Below are 15,594 nucleotides of genomic sequence, written 5' to 3'. Positions count from 1 at the left end.
ATGCGGCGTGCACGGACGCGCGTCGCGGCAGCAGACAAGGCAAGGGGCCGCAGCAGATGGCTGGACTCGCACTCGATGGGTCGAACCCCGACGTCAGCCTGCTCTACGACATCAATGGGCTGGCGAAAGCCGCTCCCACCTGGTTCGACCGGGTCATGGAGTTCGTCGGTGAGTACGGGATCATGCTCGGCATGGTGCTGGTGGCCCTGTGGTGCTGGTGGAGCGTTCGCCGGCGCGGCACGGTCGAGGACTCGGTGACCGCTGTCGCCGGCCTCGTCTGGGCGCCGCTCGCCGCCGGGATCGCGCTGCTCATCAACATCCCGATCAGGGGGTTCGTGGAGCGGCCGCGTCCGTTCAACGACCACGACGGACTCGATGTGCTCGTGAAGGGCAAGACGGACTTCTCGTTCGTCAGCGACCACGCCACCATGGCCATGGCCATCGGTGTCGGACTCTTCGTGGCCAACCGGAAGTTCGGGTTCGCCGCCCTCGGCCTGGCGCTCGTCGAAGGGTTCTGCCGTGTCTACATGGGCGTGCACTACCCCACCGATGTGATCGGCGGCTTCGCCCTCGGCACGGCCGTGGCCCTGCTGCTCGCGCCGCTCGCCATGGCCTTGCTGACCCCGCTGGTGACCGCCGTCTCCCGGTCGGAGCGCATCGGTGTACTCGTACGGTCCCGGCGCCCCGTCGCCGGTTCCGCCGAGGGGCGCGAGGACGCGCTCGGGATTCCCGAGCCGCGGCCGGGGTCCGGACGCGGCGCCGCGGGGGAGAAGGACCTGGCCGCCTGACCGCCTGACCGCCTGACCGCCGGGGCCCGGAGGCTCTGGGCCCCGGGGCCCTTGGGCGTGAAAGGCTCCGGAGCTCCTGGCGTCAAGGGCCCCTGGGCCCCTGGTGTCAAAGGCTCCGGAGCTCCGAGGTCCCGGAGCTCCGAAGGCCCGGCGTCTCACAGCGCGTGGGGGAAGGTGAACAGGCCCGCCGGGTCGTACTGCTTCTTCAGGCGTGACAGTCGGTCCGTCGCGGTGCCGTAGTAGGCCTTCCGCCAGTCCGTCAGCAGGGGGTCCGGGTAGTTCTGGTAGGCCTCACCCGATGCGTACCGGCGCAGCGCTCCATAGGTGTTTTTCAGCCACTCCTGTTGCGCGGTGCCGGGGCTGTCGGGGCGCCAGGAACCGATGTACTGGGCGAGCATCCGTGAGCCGCGGTGGACGAACGCGGTCTCCTGCCGGCCGACCCGGTTGATGGCCCCGCCGAGCGCGGTCAGCGAGAGGGAACCGCCGCCGCCGCCCTGTTCCCGCCCCGCGCCGATCCGGGTGAACGCCTCCGTCCGGTCGATCAGGACGCGCAGGCCCGCCGGGGGGAGCGAGCCGGTGAAGAAGTCGGAGGCGGCGCTGTACGTCTCGCGCTGGAGGGCCCCGTCCGCCGTACGGCCCGGTGTCGTACCCGGCAGATGGCACTGCGCGTCCGTGAAGCCCGAGCAGCCCGCGTACACGAGCATCGCCTCCTGGTAGCTGCGGCTGCGCAGCGATACGGAGGAGGCGGAGGCGCCGATCCGGTCGGCGAGGCGGTCGACGGCGTTCTGCAGGTCCCCGTACGTACCGAGGCTGAACGCGGCGACCGTGAGGGTGGGGGTGGCGCCGCCCGGCCCCGCGGCGAGGTGGGCGGAGGACCAGATCTCGTCCGGCTGGTCCGGCCCCCATGACTGCCAGGCGGCGAGGACCGCCTGCGCGCGGGACCAGGGCCAGCTGAGGTAGGCGCTGACCGTACGGGGGGCCGGCCGGGTGCGGAAGCGGAGTTCGGTGACGACGCCGAAGTTGCCGTTGCCCGCGCCGCGCAGGGCCCAGAACAGGTCCTGATGGCGGGAGGCGTCCGCGGTGACCGTCCGGCCGTCGGCCGTGATCAGTCTGGCCGAGGTCAGGCTGTCGCAGGTCAGGCCGTACGCGCGGGAGGCGACGCCGTGCCCGCCGCCCAGCGTGAGGCCGGAGATGCCGACCGTGGGACAGGAGCCGCCGGGGATCGTCCGGCCGTGCCGGGCCAGGCCCCGGTAGACATCGATCAGCCGGGCGCCCGCGCCTATGGTGCTCCCGGTGCCGTCGCGCTCGACCCGGGCGAGCGAGGAGACGTCGATGACGAGGCGGCCGTTGCCGCTGGACCAGCCCGCGTAGGAGTGACCGCCGCTGCGTATCGCCACGGGGGTGCCGGTCGTACGGGCGAAGGCCAGGCACTCGCGGATGTCGTCCTCGTGTTCCGCGTACGCCACGGCCGCCGGTTTCAGACCGTCGAACCGGGTGTTGTAGAGCTGTCGGGCCGTGCCGTACGCGGAGTCGCCGGGCCGTACGAGGGGTCCGTCCAGGCTGCGGGCCAGGGCCGGCCAGTCGGCGGGGGAGGCCGGGGCGGAAGCCGGCGGGGCGGGCGTGGTGGGGCGGGCGGTGGCCGGGGCGCCGCCGGGGCCCGGGTCGGAGCCCCCGCCGGTCGGCCCGCCCGCGCCGGGGCCGTTGTCCGAGGCCTCGCAGGCGGTGGCGGCGGCGGTGGTGAGCGCCGCGGCCAGCCCGGTGCCCAGCACGGTGCGGCGGCTCGGCGCGGTGGGGGCGTTCATGGGACCTCCGGATCGGGGGACCGCCGGGGCGGAGCCTCCGGCCGGAAACATGCGGCTGTCCGGGTGCGTGCGGGGAGTCGGGGAGTGCCGGGGCGTCAGGGCGCGGCGAGGTGCTGTTCGGCGTCGCTGCGGGCCCGGTCCCGTGATCTGCGGGCCGGTCCCGACCAGCCGCAGCTGCAGCGGGCCAGGCAGAACGAGCCCCGTTCGACCGTCGAGGTGCTGTGCCCGGCGCCGCCCGGCAGGGGTGCGGTCAGCCAGGGCGCGAGGGGCGTCGCGGCGGGGGATGCCGCGGTGACGGGGGTGTGGGTGGGGGGTTCCTCAGGCACGCGTCCACGGTACTGGGGGCGGCCCCGATGCGGGAGGGAGCGGGCCGATTGCCCGGGGCGGCGGGGAGGGGCGCGGCGGGGGCGCGCCGGGGCGGCGTGACGGGGGACCGCGGTGGTCGTTATGCGGGGCGGGTGAGGGCTCGGTCGGGCAGTAGTCGTTGAGGGTTGGCAGGCGATGGTGGTGCGGCAGCACAGGTGTGGAGGCAGGGCCCGGACGGTCCGCGCCCTGGCGGTGGCGGGTGTGATGGCGGTGTCCGTCGGGTGTTCGGGCGGCGGCGAGGGCGACGAGGGGCCGGCGGCCGGGGGCGGCGCGGTCTCGGCGGGACGTCCCGCCGATGTGCTCGGGCAGGCGGCCGATGTGCTGGCCGAGTCGGGCGGCGCCGAAACGCGTACGTCGATGGAGACGGCGGTCGGCGGGACCCGGGTGACGATCAGGGGTCAGGGGATGTACGACTTCCGCAGGCAGCTCGGGGAGATCAAGGTCGTGCTGCCGAAGGACGCCGCGGGGGGCGAGGGGCACCGGCCGATCACCGAGCTGCTGGCCCCCGGGGCCCTCTATATGAAGAACCGTGGAGCCGGAGTCCCCGACGACAAGTGGGTCAGGGTCGATACGACGGCTCTGGACGACGGCAATCTCCTCACCGGCGGGGTCACCGATCCGATGGCCGCGGCGGAACTGCTGCGCGGTGCGCGCGGGGTGACGTACCGAGGGGAGACGGAGCTGGCCGGGGTGACGGTGCACCACTACCGGGGCACCGCCGACCTGGGCCGCGCGGCGCGGGCGGCCTCGCCGCAGTCGCGCGGTGCGCTGGCCGCCGCGGCGAAAGGGTTCCGCAGGGACGCCGTCCCCTTCGACGCCTATCTGGACGAGGAGGGGCGGCTGCGCAAGGTGCGCCACCGTTTCACCTTCGCCGCCGAGGGGCCCGAGGTGACCGTCGTGTCGACGATGCTGCTGTACGGGTTCGGGGTGCCGGTCACCGTGATGCTGCCGGACGACGACGACATCTATACGGGGGAGATCCGGCAGGGCTGAAAGCCGAGCGCCCCGCCGAGCCCGGTCCCGTCAGGTCCGCCCGGTTCCGCCAGGTCCGCCCGGTCCCGTCAGGCCCGCCCGGTCCGCGAGCCCGGTACGTGCGCGCGGTATGCGGGGTCCGGTTGGGTGGCCGAAATGGTCCGTCCGTGCCATGCACATCGACTCTCCCGCTCCCTACGCTAGGGGCAGGTGCGCCAAGGGTCGGCGACGGCAGAGAGAGGTGACGCAGGTGGTGACGCTCAGCGCTCCGAACGCTCAGGACCGTGTGGCTCTCGCCGAGATCGAACTGTGCGGCGAGCTGATGATCGCGGCCTCGGCCACCCGTGAGGAACGCCTCAGTCCGGACCGTATCGACGAGGTGCTCGACGTGCGCGGAAGCGTACGGGGAGATGGGCGGGCGGACGTACGAGGAGACGTGCGGGCGGACGCGCCGTGTGCCGGGCACCGGGCATCGGTCCCCCGGCAGGGCTGCCGCCGGGGGTGACATCCCGCACGTCGCGGTTCCTCGTCCACCGGCTCACGTACGGAGCAGACGGGCGATCGCCTTCGTGGCCTCCTCGACCTTCGCGTCGATCTCCTCGCCGCCCTTGACCGAGGCGTCGGCGACACAGTGGCGCAGATGCTCCTCCAGCAGCTGGAGCGCGAACGACTGCAGGGCCTTGGTGGAGGCCGAGACCTGAGTGAGTATGTCGATGCAGTAGACGTCCTCGTCGACCATGCGCTGGAGGCCGCGGATCTGGCCCTCGATCCTGCGCAGGCGCTTGAGGTGCTCGGCCTTCTGGTGGTGGTAGCCGTGGATACCGCGGTCGTGGTCGGTGACGGCCTCGGCGGTGCCCGCCGCGCCGCTTTCCGTGGTCTCGGTGGTGGTCATCGCGTCCGTCATTGCGTCCTCCCGTTGTCCTCTGAGCTGTGTCTTGTCTGTGTCGTGCCTGCGTCTTATCTGCGTTCGATATACCCCTGCCCGGTATATCGTAACGAATCCAGCCGAAACGTGACCGGGGGTCCGTGCTGATCACTGTGCCTGATGGGCGACACTGAGAATGCCGGTTAGCCGTGGCCGGATGATGCGCCTAGCATCAGCCTGACCGAATCCAAAGCACCCCGAGGACCCCACGTGCGCTTTCGTCTGACCCCCAGGGAGACGAGCTTCTACGACATGTTCTCCGCGTCTGCGGACAACATCGTCACGGGCTCGAAACTCCTCATGGAACTGCTCGGGGCGGATTCTGCCTCCCGAGTCGAGATCGCGGAGCGTATGCGGGCAGCGGAGCACGCGGGGGACGATGCCACCCACGCGATCTTCCACCAGCTCAACTCCTCCTTCATCACGCCGTTCGACCGCGAGGACATCTACAACCTCGCTTCGTCGCTCGACGACATCATGGACTTCATGGAGGAGGCCGTCGACCTGGTCGTGCTGTACCAGGTCGAAGAGCTCCCCAAGGGTGTCGAGCAGCAGATCGAGGTCCTGGCCCGTGCGGCGGAGCTGACCGCCGAGGCCATGCCGAGCCTGCGGACCATGGAGAACCTCACCGAGTACTGGATCGAGGTCAACCGTCTGGAGAACCAGGCCGACCAGATCCACCGCAAGCTGCTCGCCCACCTCTTCAATGGCAAGTACGACGCCATGGAGGTTCTGAAGCTCAAGCAGATCGTGGACGTACTGGAAGAGGCGGCTGACGCGTTCGAGCACGTCGCCAACACCGTGGAGACCATCGCGGTCAAGGAGTCCTGAACCTCGTGGACACCTTTGCGCTGATCGTGACCATCGGTGTCGCGCTCGGCTTCACATACACGAACGGCTTCCACGACTCGGCGAACGCCATCGCCACCTCGGTCTCCACCCGGGCGCTGACCCCGCGGGCGGCCCTGGCCATGGCCGCCGTGATGAACCTCGCGGGTGCCTTCCTGGGCCAGGGGGTCGCCAAGACCGTCAGCGAAGGCCTCATCGCCACGCCCGAGGGCCAGAAGGGGATGGGCATCCTGTTCGCGGCGCTGGTCGGCGCGATCATCTGGAACCTCGTCACCTGGTACTACGGCCTGCCGTCCTCGTCCTCGCACGCGCTGTTCGGCGGCATGGTCGGTGCGGCGCTGGCCGGCGGGACGATGGTGCACTGGGACGGGGTGCTGGAGAAGGTCGTCATCCCGATGTTCCTCTCGCCGATCATCGGTCTGGTCGTCGGCTATCTGGTGATGGTCGCCATCATGTGGATGTTCCGGAACGCCAACCCGCACAAGGCCAAGCGCGGCTTCCGGATCGCGCAGACGGTCTCGGCGGCGGGCATGGCGCTCGGGCACGGCCTCCAGGACGCCCAGAAGACGATGGGCATCGTCGTGATGGCGCTCGTCATCGCCGATGTCGAGGGACCGAACGACGAGATCCCGGTCTGGGTGAAGATCGCCTGTGCGCTGATGCTCTCGCTCGGTACGTACGCGGGCGGCTGGCGCATCATGCGTACGCTCGGCCGCAAGATCATCGAGCTGGACCCGCCGCAGGGCTTCGCGGCCGAGACGACCGGTGCGTCGATCATGTTCGGCTCGGCGTTCCTGTTCCACGCGCCGATCTCCACGACGCATGTCATCACCTCGGCGATCATGGGTGTCGGTGCCACCAAGCGGGTGAACGCGGTGCGGTGGGGCGTGGCCAAGAACATCATCCTCGGCTGGTTCATCACCATGCCGGCCGCGGCGCTCGTCGCCGCGCTGAGCTACGGCGTCGTGGTGCTGCTCTTCGGCTGAGAGCCGATGCCCGGCGCCGCCCTGTTGCCCCGCCGTTGACACGTGCTACCCGGCGGCCGTACGGAAATGGGTCCGCCCCCGTTCTCTCTCCGGAGACCGGGGGCGGACCCTTTTGCCTTGTGGTGGCACCGCCATGCAGCACCGCAAGGCCGTCCGGGGGTTATCCGAAGCGGCCGGAGATGTAGTCCTCCGTCGCCTGGACCGACGGGTTGGAGAAGATCCGCTCCGTCTCGTCTATCTCGATGAGCCGGCCGGGCTTGCCCACCGCCGACAGGTTGAAGAACGCCGTGCGGTCCGAGACACGGGCCGCCTGCTGCATGTTGTGCGTCACGATGACGATCGTGAAGCGCTCCTTCAGCTCGCCGATCAGGTCCTCGATGGCGAGGGTCGAGATCGGGTCGAGCGCGGAGCACGGCTCGTCCATCAGCAGGACGTCGGGCTCGACCGCGATGGCGCGGGCGATGCACAGACGCTGCTGCTGCCCGCCGGAGAGGCCGGAGCCCGGCTTGTTCAGGCGGTCCTTGACCTCGTTCCAGAGGTTCGCGCCGCGCAGGGACTTCTCGACCGTGTCGTTCAGCTCGCTCTTGCGGTAGCTGCCGTTCAGACGCAGGCCCGCCGCGACGTTGTCGAAGATCGACATGGTCGGGAACGGGTTCGGGCGCTGGAAGACCATGCCGACCGTACGGCGCACGGTGACCGGGTCGACGTTCGAACCGTAGAGGTCCTCGTCGTCCAGCAGCACCTTGCCCTCGACGCGGCCACCGGGGGTGACCTCGTGCATCCGGTTCAGGGTGCGCAGGAAGGTGGACTTGCCGCAGCCGGAGGGACCGATGAAGGCGGTCACGGAGCGGGGCTCCACGGTCATCGAGATGTCCTCGATGGCCTTGTGGCTGCCGTAGTAGGCGGTCAGTCCGCTGATGTCGATGCGCTTGGCCATGGTGAGAATCACTGCTTCTTTCGGGAGGTCGCTGGTGGCCGCGTCAGCGACCGGTCTTCGGGGCCTTCCAGCGGGCGATGCCGCGGGCCACGAGATTGAGGATCATGACGAAGGCGATCAGCACCAGGGCAGCGGCCCAGGCACGGTCGTACGAGGCGGGCTCGCCGACCTTGTACTGCTCCCAGATGTAGAAGGGGAGCGAGGACTGGGCGCCTTCGAAGGGGTTCGGGTTGATCAGCTGGCTGCCGAAGACCAGCAGCATGATCGGCGCGGTCTCCCCCGCGATACGGGCGATGGCGAGCATGACGCCGGTCGTGATGCCACCGATCGCGGTCGGCAGGACCACCTTCAGGATGGTGCGCCACTTCGGGATGCCGAGGGCGAGGGAGGCCTCGCGGAGCTCGTTGGGGACGAGCTTGAGCATCTCCTCGGTGGAGCGGACCACGACCGGGATCATCAGGATCGTCAGGGCCAGCGCGCCCATCAGGCCGGAGGGCTGGAGCTCCGCCATCAGCATGATCGACAGGATGAAGAGGCCGGCCACGATGGACGGGATACCGGTCATCACGTCGACGAAGAAGGTGACGGCCTTGGCGAGCGCGCCCTTGCCGTACTCCACCAGGTAGACGGCGGTCAGCAGGCCGAGGGGGGCGGAGATCGCCGTGGCGATGCCGACCTGCTCCAGGGTGCCGATCAGCGCGTGGTAGACACCGCCGCTGGCCTCGGAACCGAGCACTCCCGCCATGGAGTGGGTCAGGAAGTAGAAGTCCAGGCGCTCGGCGCCCCGGCTGATGGTCGTCCAGAGCAGCGAGGCCAGCGGAACGACGGCGATCAGGAAGCAGACCCACACGACGCTGGTGGCGAGGCGGTCCTTGGCCTGGCGCTGGTTCTCGACGACGGTGGTCACCACGTACGAGATCGCCAGGAAGAGCAGGGCGGAGACCAGCCCCCACTGGGTGCGGCTGTGCCAGCCGGCGGCCACGCCGATTCCCACACCGAGGGCGAGGGCGACGGCGGCGAAGCCGAGCGGGGCCAGACGGGGCAGGGTCCTGCTGCTGAGGCTGTTCTTCGGCACGGTCGTCACGGGCTTCGGGCGTTCCTGGACGCTGGTCGGTGCGTGGCTCATGCGTTGGCCCCCGAGTATTCCTTGCGGCGGGCGATGATGAGCCGGGCCGCGCCGTTGACCAGCAGGGTGAGGACGAAGAGGACGAGTCCGGAGGCGATCAGGGCGTCGCGCCCGAAGGCGTCGGCCTCGTCGAACTTCGCGGCGATGTTCTGGGCGAACGTCCCGCCGCCCGGGTTCAGCACATGCAGCGAGATCAGGAAGCTCGGCGACAGGACCGTGGCGACGGCCATCGTCTCGCCGAGCGCACGGCCCAGTCCCAGCATCGACGCGGAGATCACGCCGGAGCGGCCGAAGGGCAGCACCGAGAGGCGGATGACCTCCCAGCGGGTGGCGCCGAGGGCGAGCGCGGCTTCCTCGTTCATCTTCGGGACCTGGAGGAAGACCTCGCGGCTGACGCTGGTCACGATCGGAAGGATCATGATGGCCAGCAGGATGCCGACGGTGAAGAGCGAGCGGGCGACGCCGACCTCGGTCTTCTCGAAGATGTACGTCCAGCCGAGGAACTGGTCGAGCCAGAGGTTCAGGCCTTCGAGGTACGGCACGAGGACGAGCGCGCCCCAGATGCCGTAGACGATGCTGGGGACCGCGGCGAGCAGGTCGACGACGTACGCGAGGGGCGCGGCGAGCTTGCGCGGCGCGTAGTGCGAGATGAAGAGGGCGATGCCGACGGCGATCGGAACCGCGATGATCATCGCGATGACCGAGCTGACGACGGTGCCGAAGAGCAGGACCGCGATACCGAAGACCGGCGGGTCACCGGCCGGGTTCCAGTCGAAGGTCGTGAGGAAGTTGCCCTCGTTCTTCGAGATGGCGAGGGCGGCGCGGTAGCTCAGGAACACGGCGATCGACGCCATGAGCACGAGCAGCAGAATGCCCGAGCCCCGCGAGAGGCCCAGGAAGATCTTGTCGCCCGCGCGCCCGGTGGACTTGGCACGGGTCCGGGGCGCCGGCGGGGCCGGTGGTGTGTCTATCGGTGTGGTGGAAGCCATGGTCTTTCCGGTCTGTGTGGGGGAGCTTGCGCTCCCCTGGCGGCGGTGCACCGGATGGGTCGGGCGTATGGGGGGAGTGGTGGTGCGGCGGGCCGGTCCGGAGGGGTGCGCCGGGCCGGCCTGCCGCGTGTCATGTACTGAGGCGCGGGTTCCCGTACCTCAGTACGTGGTGCTGCGGTGTCGCTCGTACGTGGTGCTGCGGTGTCGCTGCGTCAGGAAAGGCTGCCGATGGTCTCGCGGACCTTGGCGTTGATCTCGGCGGGGATCGGGGCGTAGCCGGCGTCCGTGAGGACCTTCTGGCCCTCGTCGGAGGCGGTGTAGGTCAGGAAGGACTTGACCGTGCCGAGGGTGTCGGCCTTGTTGCCGGAGTCGCAGACGACCTCGTACGTCACCAGGACGATCGGGTAGGCGCCCTCGGCCTTGGTGGTGTAGTCGAGGTCGAGCGCCAGGTCCTTGCCGGTGCCCTTGATCTTGGCGGCGGCGATGGCCTTGGAGGCGTTCTCCGAGGTGGCCTTGACCGGGGTGGCGCCACCGGTGTTGATGTCGACGGTGGTGATGTTCTGCGAGGAGGCGTAGGAGAGCTCGAAGTAGCCGATCGCGCCGTCGACCTGCTTCACCTGGGCGGCGACGCCGGAGGAGCCGGACGCGGCCTGGCCACCGGGGGCCGGCCACTTCTTCTCGGCCTCGTACTTCCAGTCGCTCGGGGCCGCGGCGCCGAGGTACTTGCCGAGGTTCTGCGTGGTGCCGGAGTCCTCGGAGCGGTGGAAGGCCTGGATGGCCTTGTCCGGCAGCTTGGCGCCGTCGTTGAGCTTGGCGATCGCCGGGTCGTTCCACTTCTTGATCTTGTTGTCGAAGATCTTGGCGAGCGTGGGGGCGTCCAGCGTGAGGCTGTCGACACCCTCCAGGTGGAAGCCGATCGCGATCGGGCCGCCGACCATCGGGAGGTTGATGCCCTGGCCGGTCTTGCAGGTCTTCTTCGAGTCGGCGACCTCTTCGGGCTTCAGCGCCGAGTCGGAACCGGCGAAGCCGACGGTGCCCTGGTTGAAGGCGATGATGCCCTCACCGGAGGAGGAGGACTTGTAGTTGATCTCCACATCGGAACAGGCGGCCATGTAGTTTTTGACCCAGAGGTCCATGGCGTTCTTCTGCGCGCTGGAGCCGGAGGCGCGCAGCTGGCCCTTGGCGTCGTCGCACTTGATGTTCGACGCCGCGTTGGTCTTGCCGCCGCCACCACCGGTGCTGCCGTCGCCGCTGTTGTCGTCCGAACCGCACGCCGTGAGGACCAGGGCGCCGGAGACGGCGAGGGCACCGAGCGCGGTGGCACGAAGCCGGTTCTTGCGCTGAAGCTTCACTTTCGGGTGTTCCTTCCAGGAGCCGCCGTGGTCTGTTCGTTCTACGACGGCGTGCGATGAGGAGTGGTGTCGCGGCTTGGCGCCGTGCACCGTGTACGTCCGAAATTAGGCAGAACAGGTGAAGCGGCCTACGGGAGAGAGTGAACGGAAGGTGAACCGTGTCGGACAGGCGGGGGGCGATGTGCGGGGCGCCTGCCTGCGGGTCTGCCCGGGGCGGCGAAAAGTGGAGGAAAGGGCGCACAGGAAGAGCTGCCCGGTGCGGTGGTGGCGAAAACGGTGGGGCTGGGGTGGTGAAGAGGGCAGCGCGGGGGTGGTGAAGCGGTGGTTCCGGGGCGGTTGGAAGCGGTGGGGCCGCGGTCGCGGGGCCGACGTCAGGTGCGGGCTCCGGTGCGGGCTCCGGTGCGGGCCCGGGTCAGACGTGGGGGAGCAGCTTCAGGAACGCGTCCAGCTGGTCGCGGTCCCGGTCGCGGGTCAGGCGGTCGCGGGTCGCCGCGGGGGAGAGCCAGGCGAGGCGGTCCACCTCGTCGTTGGGGACGAAGGCGCCGCCCGTCGCCTCGGCCGCCCAGTACGCGACCTCCTTGGGCCGGCCGTTGACCATGTACCGGGACGTCGGGAGCCGGTCACCCGGGGCGCAGTGGTGTCCGGTCTCCTCCAGCACCTCGCGCAGGGCGCCGTGCAGCGCAGCCTCGCCCCGTTTCAGCTTCCCCTTGGGAAACGACCAGTCGTCGTAGCGGGGCCGGTGGACCAGGCAGATCTCCAGCCCGCCGCCGTACGGGGAGCGGCGCCACAGGACGCAGCCCGCCGCCAGCACGGGCGCCGGGCCCGTGCCGGTGGTGCCGGTCCGGTCGGGCGCCGGGCCCGTGCCGGTGGTGCCGGTCCGGTCGTGCGCCGGGCCCGTGCCGGTGGTCATGGTGCGGTCACGGCCGCCGCGTACGGCCAGGCCTCCCGGAACGCCCCGCGCGCCGCCTCCACCCCGTGCCGCTGGTCCGCGTGGAGCACCCCGAGGGCGTACGCCGTCGCCGGGGCGATCCGCGGGGTACGGGCCGCCGCTGCCGCCGCCGAGGCCGCCTCCGCCGCGTCCCGGTGCAGATCGAGGGCCTGACCCGCCCCGGCCAGGACCGGATCGGGGGCGCCCAGGACCACCTCGTGCGCGTACCGGTGCAGCCGCAGCAGCAGGCGGGCCTGGTGCCAGGGCGCGTCCTGCGCCTCGTTGTACGGCTCGGCGCTCTCGTCGGGCGGCAGCGCCGCCACCGCACCGAGCAGCCGCTGCTCGGCCCGTTCGGCCGGCTCCAGGAGCGCTACGGAGACCGGAGCCGCGGTTCCGCCGGCCAGCGGGACCTCGGAGGCCAGCAGCGCGACGGCGTCGGCGACCGCGTGGAAACGGGAGGAGCCGAGCGCCTGGAGGGCCGCGGAGTGGGCGCGGGTCCGGGCCAGCGTCAGCTGGCGCTCCAGGAGTGCTCCGGCGCGCGCCGCCCCGACACCCAGCGCGGCCCGCTCCTGCCCGGCCGCTCCGGAGGACGAGCCGGAAGACGAGCCCGAGGACGCTCCCGGGGACGAGCCCGGGGCGGTGGGCGGCGGGGCCGTGGCGCTGCCACCGGCGCGGGCCGGGGGCAGGGAGGCGCCCGAGAGCCGGTGCAGGGCGTCGAGCAGCCGGACGAGCCGGGTGGAGTAGGCGTGCTCCCGGGCGAGCGTGCCGGAGAGCCAGGCCAGTTCCGTACGGAGCTGGTCGGCCCAGACCGGGTCGAGCACGCCCCGGAAGGTGTGCAGCGAGCCGCTGATCCGGCGGGCGGAGCGGCGCAGCGCGCTCGCGGCCTCCTCGGCCCCCCGTGCCCCGGGGTCCGTGGGGGCGCTGTGCTCGCGGTGCAGGCGCAGGCTGCGCAGGAAGTCCGCTGCCTGCGCCCGGAGATAGGGCGCGAGGACCGCTTCCGCGGTCAGGTCCGCGGGGGCCTGCGTCGTCGTCTGGTGGTCAGGGCGTCGCACGCCGGCGCCTCCGGGCATCAATGAGCATTTCCTGTACGTGCCGCAGCGGCTGGCCGTCCGCGTCCATGGCGTGCCGGGTCCAGTTGCCGTCGGGACCGAGGTGCCAGGAGGCGGTGGTGTCGGCCATACCGGTCTCCAGGAGCCGGCTGAGCGCGGCGCGGTGGGCGGGGTCGGTGACCCGGACCAGTGCTTCGATCCGGCGGTCGAGGTTGCGGTGCATCATGTCGGCGCTGCCGAACCACACCTCGGGTTCGCCTCCGTTGCCGAAGGAGAAGACCCGTGAGTGTTCGAGGAAGCGGCCCAGTATCGAGCGGACCCGGATGTTCTCGGAGAGGCCGGTGACACCGGGGCGTATCGCGCAGATGCCGCGTACCCAGATGTCGACCGGCACGCCCGCCTGCGCGGCCCGGTAGCAGGCGTCGACGATCGCTTCGTCGACCATCGAGTTGACCTTGAAGCGGACGTAGGCGGGGCGCCCGGCGCGGTGGTGGGCGATCTCCTTGTTGATGCGGGCGATCAGTCCGTCGCGCAGGGACTTCGGGGCGACCAGGAGCCGGCGGTAGGTCTCGCGGCGCGAGTAGCCGGAGAGCCGGTTGAACAGATCGGAGAGGTCCGCCCCGACCTGCGGGTCCGCGGTGAGCAGACCGAGGTCCTCGTACAGCCGGGCGGTCTTGGGGTGGTAGTTCCCGGTGCCGACGTGGGAGTAGCGGCGCAGGGTGTCGCCCTCCTGGCGGACGACGAGCGAGAGCTTGCAGTGGGTCTTCAGCCCGACGAGGCCGTACACCACATGGCAGCCCGCCTCCTCCAGCTTGCGGGCCCATTTGATGTTGGCCTGCTCGTCGAAGCGGGCCTTGATCTCGACGAGCACGAGGACCTGCTTGCCGGACTCGGCCGCGTCGATCAGGGCGTCGACTATCGGGGAGTCGCCGGAGGTCCGGTACAGCGTCTGCTTGATCGCCAGGACGTCCGGGTCGCCCGCCGCCTGTTCCAGGAACGCCTGGACGGAGGTGGAGAAGGAGTCGTACGGGTGGTGGAGCAGGACGTCGCGTTCGCGCAGGGCGGCGAAGATGTCGGGCGCCGAGGCGGATTCGACCTCGGCGAGATCGCGGTGGGTGCCCGCGATGAACTTGGGGAACTTCAGCTCCGGCCGGTCCAGCGACGCGATGGCGAACAGGCCGGTGAGGTCGAGCGGTCCGGGCAGCGGGTAGACCTCCGCGTCGGACACCTTCAGCTCGCGGACCAGCAGGTCCAGCACGTACGGGTCGATGGACTCCTCGACCTCCAGGCGGACCGGCGGGCCGAAGCGGCGCCGCATGAGCTCCTTCTCCAGGGCCTGGAGCAGATTCTCCGCGTCGTCCTCCTCCACCTCCAGGTCCTCGTTCCTGGTGACCCGGAACATGTGGTGGGCGAGGACCTCCATGCCCGGGAAGAGCTCTTCCAGGTGGGCGGCGATGATGTCCTCGATGGGGACGTACCGCTGCGGGGACGCCTCCAGGAAGCGGGTCAGCAGCGGCGGCACCTTGACCCGGGCGAAGTGGCGGTGGCCGCTGACCGGGTTGCGTACGACGACGGCGAGGTTGAGCGAGAGCCCCGAGATGTACGGGAAGGGGTGCGCCGGGTCGACGGCCAGCGGCGTCAGGACCGGGAAGACCCGCTGGCGGAAGAAGGTGAACAGGCGGGCCTGCTCCTTCTCGGTCAGCTCGGGCCAGCGGATCAGCTGGATGCCCTCGTCGGACAGGGCGGGCGCGATGTCCTGCTGGTAGCAGGCGGCGTGCCGGGCCATGAGTTCGCGCGACCGGGTCCAGATCAGGTCGAGGACCTCGCGGGGCTGCAGCCCGGACGCGGAGCGGTTGGCGACGCCGGTGGCGATACGGCGCTTGAGCCCGGCCACCCGGACCATGAAGAACTCGTCCAGGTTCGAGGCGAAGATGGCGAGGAAATTAGCCCGTTCGAGTACGGGGGTCGCCGGATCCTCGGCCAGTTCGAGGACGCGTTCGTTGAAGGCGAGCCAGCTGCGTTCCCGGTCGAGGAACCGGCCCTGGGGAAGTTCGTCGCCGTCCCGGTCGGGTTCGTACGCGTCGGCGTCGGCGTCGAGGTCGGGATCCAGGTCGGCGGCGGTGGAGAAGCCCACGTTGTTGGACGGGGAGGTGGCATGCGGCCGGTGCGCGGCGAGGGAACCGACGGACGGCTGGACGGGCTGGGCGGGGACCTCGGAGCTGGGCTGCTGGCTCATGTATCCATTCTTCCGCGCGGAAGGGCCCCCAGGCGCGTCGGAGCCGGGAAAGATCGCGGAAGGCCCGGGGAATCCGCGTTCGGTTCCGGGCTTCGGTCCGGGTCCGTTTCCGCGGTCGGGGCCGTGCTCGGTTCCGTGCTCGGTTCGGGGCGCTCTCCCGGGTTCCTTCCGGGCGACTCTCCCGTTGCGGGGGGTGGGCACAGCTGGCTGCATCCAGCGAGGGTCGCAAGCGTGTCTGAATGGCCGGTAACGGCGACATGACATGCAGGAAGCGGTGTGCCTGCCGGTG

General features: G+C 70.6%; 15 protein-coding genes. 5 read left to right on the top strand and 10 right to left on the bottom strand.

What is annotated here, in order from left to right:
• Positions 1–56 precede the first annotated feature (56 nt).
• The gene (locus OHA98_RS37485; RefSeq protein WP_266932342.1) at positions 57–788 is read left to right on the top strand and encodes a phosphatase PAP2 family protein; all 732 of its coding nucleotides are present in this window, start codon (positions 57–59) and stop codon (positions 786–788) included.
• 155 nt (positions 789–943) lie between these two features.
• Here OHA98_RS37485 and OHA98_RS37480 read toward each other — a convergent pair whose 3' ends face one another.
• Positions 944–2,590, bottom strand: a complete 1,647-nt coding sequence (locus tag OHA98_RS37480) for an FAD-binding oxidoreductase (protein ID WP_266932340.1) — start codon at positions 2,588–2,590, stop codon at positions 944–946.
• Positions 2,591–2,685: 95 nt separating this feature from the next.
• Positions 2,686–2,916: a hypothetical protein gene (locus OHA98_RS37475; protein WP_266932338.1), complete on the bottom strand. Its 231-nt coding sequence runs from the start codon at positions 2,914–2,916 to the stop codon at positions 2,686–2,688.
• A 175-nt stretch (positions 2,917–3,091) separates the two neighbouring features.
• Here OHA98_RS37475 and OHA98_RS37470 point away from each other — a divergent pair, with 175 nt between their 5' ends.
• Both OHA98_RS37470 and OHA98_RS37465 read left to right on the top strand, forming a co-directional pair.
• Entirely contained in the window at positions 3,092–3,949 is an 858-nt protein-coding gene (locus OHA98_RS37470) for a hypothetical protein (protein ID WP_266932336.1), read from the top strand.
• A gap of 229 nt (positions 3,950–4,178) precedes the next feature.
• Positions 4,179–4,433 (top strand): hypothetical protein, encoded by a 255-nt coding sequence (locus OHA98_RS37465; RefSeq protein ID WP_266932625.1) that lies wholly within the window; start codon positions 4,179–4,181, stop codon positions 4,431–4,433.
• 33 nt (positions 4,434–4,466) lie between these two features.
• Here OHA98_RS37465 and OHA98_RS37460 read toward each other — a convergent pair whose 3' ends face one another.
• Positions 4,467–4,820: a metal-sensitive transcriptional regulator gene (locus tag OHA98_RS37460; protein WP_266932601.1), complete on the bottom strand. Its 354-nt coding sequence runs from the start codon at positions 4,818–4,820 to the stop codon at positions 4,467–4,469.
• Between the two features lie 243 nt (positions 4,821–5,063).
• Between OHA98_RS37460 and OHA98_RS37455 the strand changes: the two genes are divergently transcribed.
• Positions 5,064–5,684 (top strand): DUF47 domain-containing protein, encoded by a 621-nt coding sequence (locus OHA98_RS37455; RefSeq protein WP_266932334.1) that lies wholly within the window; start codon positions 5,064–5,066, stop codon positions 5,682–5,684.
• A 5-nt stretch (positions 5,685–5,689) separates the two neighbouring features.
• Positions 5,690–6,688, top strand: coding sequence for an inorganic phosphate transporter (locus tag OHA98_RS37450; protein ID WP_266932332.1), 999 nt, complete (start codon positions 5,690–5,692; stop codon positions 6,686–6,688).
• A 160-nt stretch (positions 6,689–6,848) separates the two neighbouring features.
• On the opposite strand, the gene pstB is transcribed toward OHA98_RS37450, so the two are convergent.
• The 7 genes from pstB to OHA98_RS37415 form a co-directional block, all read right to left on the bottom strand.
• Positions 6,849–7,625, bottom strand: a complete 777-nt coding sequence (gene pstB / locus OHA98_RS37445) for a phosphate ABC transporter ATP-binding protein PstB (protein WP_266932330.1) — start codon at positions 7,623–7,625, stop codon at positions 6,849–6,851.
• Between the two features lie 43 nt (positions 7,626–7,668).
• Positions 7,669–8,751: a phosphate ABC transporter permease PstA gene (gene pstA, locus OHA98_RS37440; RefSeq protein ID WP_266932328.1), complete on the bottom strand. Its 1,083-nt coding sequence runs from the start codon at positions 8,749–8,751 to the stop codon at positions 7,669–7,671.
• Positions 8,748–9,740, bottom strand: a complete 993-nt coding sequence (gene pstC, locus OHA98_RS37435; RefSeq protein WP_266932326.1) for a phosphate ABC transporter permease subunit PstC — start codon at positions 9,738–9,740, stop codon at positions 8,748–8,750. The genes pstA and pstC overlap by 4 nt, the downstream gene beginning before the upstream one ends.
• Positions 9,741–9,952: 212 nt before the next feature.
• Entirely contained in the window at positions 9,953–11,092 is a 1,140-nt protein-coding gene (pstS, locus tag OHA98_RS37430) for a phosphate ABC transporter substrate-binding protein PstS (RefSeq protein ID WP_266932324.1), read from the bottom strand.
• A gap of 412 nt (positions 11,093–11,504) precedes the next feature.
• On the bottom strand, positions 11,505–12,002 hold the full coding sequence (locus tag OHA98_RS37425) for an NUDIX hydrolase (protein ID WP_266932322.1): 498 nt from the start codon (positions 12,000–12,002) through the stop codon (positions 11,505–11,507).
• A complete protein-coding gene (locus OHA98_RS37420; RefSeq protein ID WP_266932320.1) occupies positions 11,999–13,090 on the bottom strand; it encodes a CHAD domain-containing protein in 1,092 nt (363 codons plus the stop codon). Before OHA98_RS37420 ends, OHA98_RS37425 begins: the two co-directional genes overlap by 4 nt.
• Positions 13,059–15,305 carry an RNA degradosome polyphosphate kinase gene (locus OHA98_RS37415; protein ID WP_266932318.1) on the bottom strand — a complete coding sequence of 749 codons (2,247 nt, stop codon included), beginning with the start codon at positions 15,303–15,305 and terminating at the stop codon, positions 13,059–13,061. Before OHA98_RS37415 ends, OHA98_RS37420 begins: the two co-directional genes overlap by 32 nt.
• Between the last annotated feature and the right edge of the window lie 289 nt (positions 15,306–15,594).

It is taken from the genome of Streptomyces sp. NBC_00654 (genome assembly GCF_026341775.1).
Classification (GTDB): Bacteria; Actinomycetota; Actinomycetes; order Streptomycetales; family Streptomycetaceae; genus Streptomyces.
The sequence above is the reverse complement of the archived record's forward strand: the minus strand, read 5'-3'. Positions and strand labels throughout refer to the sequence as shown.

What these genes read in the sequence shown, in the direction of transcription:
- OHA98_RS37485 (WP_266932342.1), top strand. Translation starts at nt 57, where the DNA reads ATGGCTGGACTCGCACTCGATGGGTCGAACCCCGACGTCAGCCTGCTC.
- OHA98_RS37460 (WP_266932601.1), bottom strand. Translation starts at nt 4,820, where the DNA reads ATGACCACCACCGAGACCACGGAAAGCGGCGCGGCGGGCACCGCCGAG.
- OHA98_RS37415 (WP_266932318.1), bottom strand. Translation starts at nt 15,305, where the DNA reads ATGAGCCAGCAGCCCAGCTCCGAGGTCCCCGCCCAGCCCGTCCAGCCG.
- OHA98_RS37420 (WP_266932320.1), bottom strand. Translation starts at nt 13,090, where the DNA reads ATGCCCGGAGGCGCCGGCGTGCGACGCCCTGACCACCAGACGACGACG.
- OHA98_RS37425 (WP_266932322.1), bottom strand. Translation starts at nt 12,002, where the DNA reads ATGACCACCGGCACGGGCCCGGCGCACGACCGGACCGGCACCACCGGC.
- OHA98_RS37470 (WP_266932336.1), top strand. Translation starts at nt 3,092, where the DNA reads ATGGTGGTGCGGCAGCACAGGTGTGGAGGCAGGGCCCGGACGGTCCGC.
- pstC (WP_266932326.1), bottom strand. Translation starts at nt 9,740, where the DNA reads ATGGCTTCCACCACACCGATAGACACACCACCGGCCCCGCCGGCGCCC.
- pstB (WP_266932330.1), bottom strand. Translation starts at nt 7,625, where the DNA reads ATGGCCAAGCGCATCGACATCAGCGGACTGACCGCCTACTACGGCAGC.
- pstA (WP_266932328.1), bottom strand. Translation starts at nt 8,751, where the DNA reads ATGAGCCACGCACCGACCAGCGTCCAGGAACGCCCGAAGCCCGTGACG.
- OHA98_RS37480 (WP_266932340.1), bottom strand. Translation starts at nt 2,590, where the DNA reads ATGAACGCCCCCACCGCGCCGAGCCGCCGCACCGTGCTGGGCACCGGG.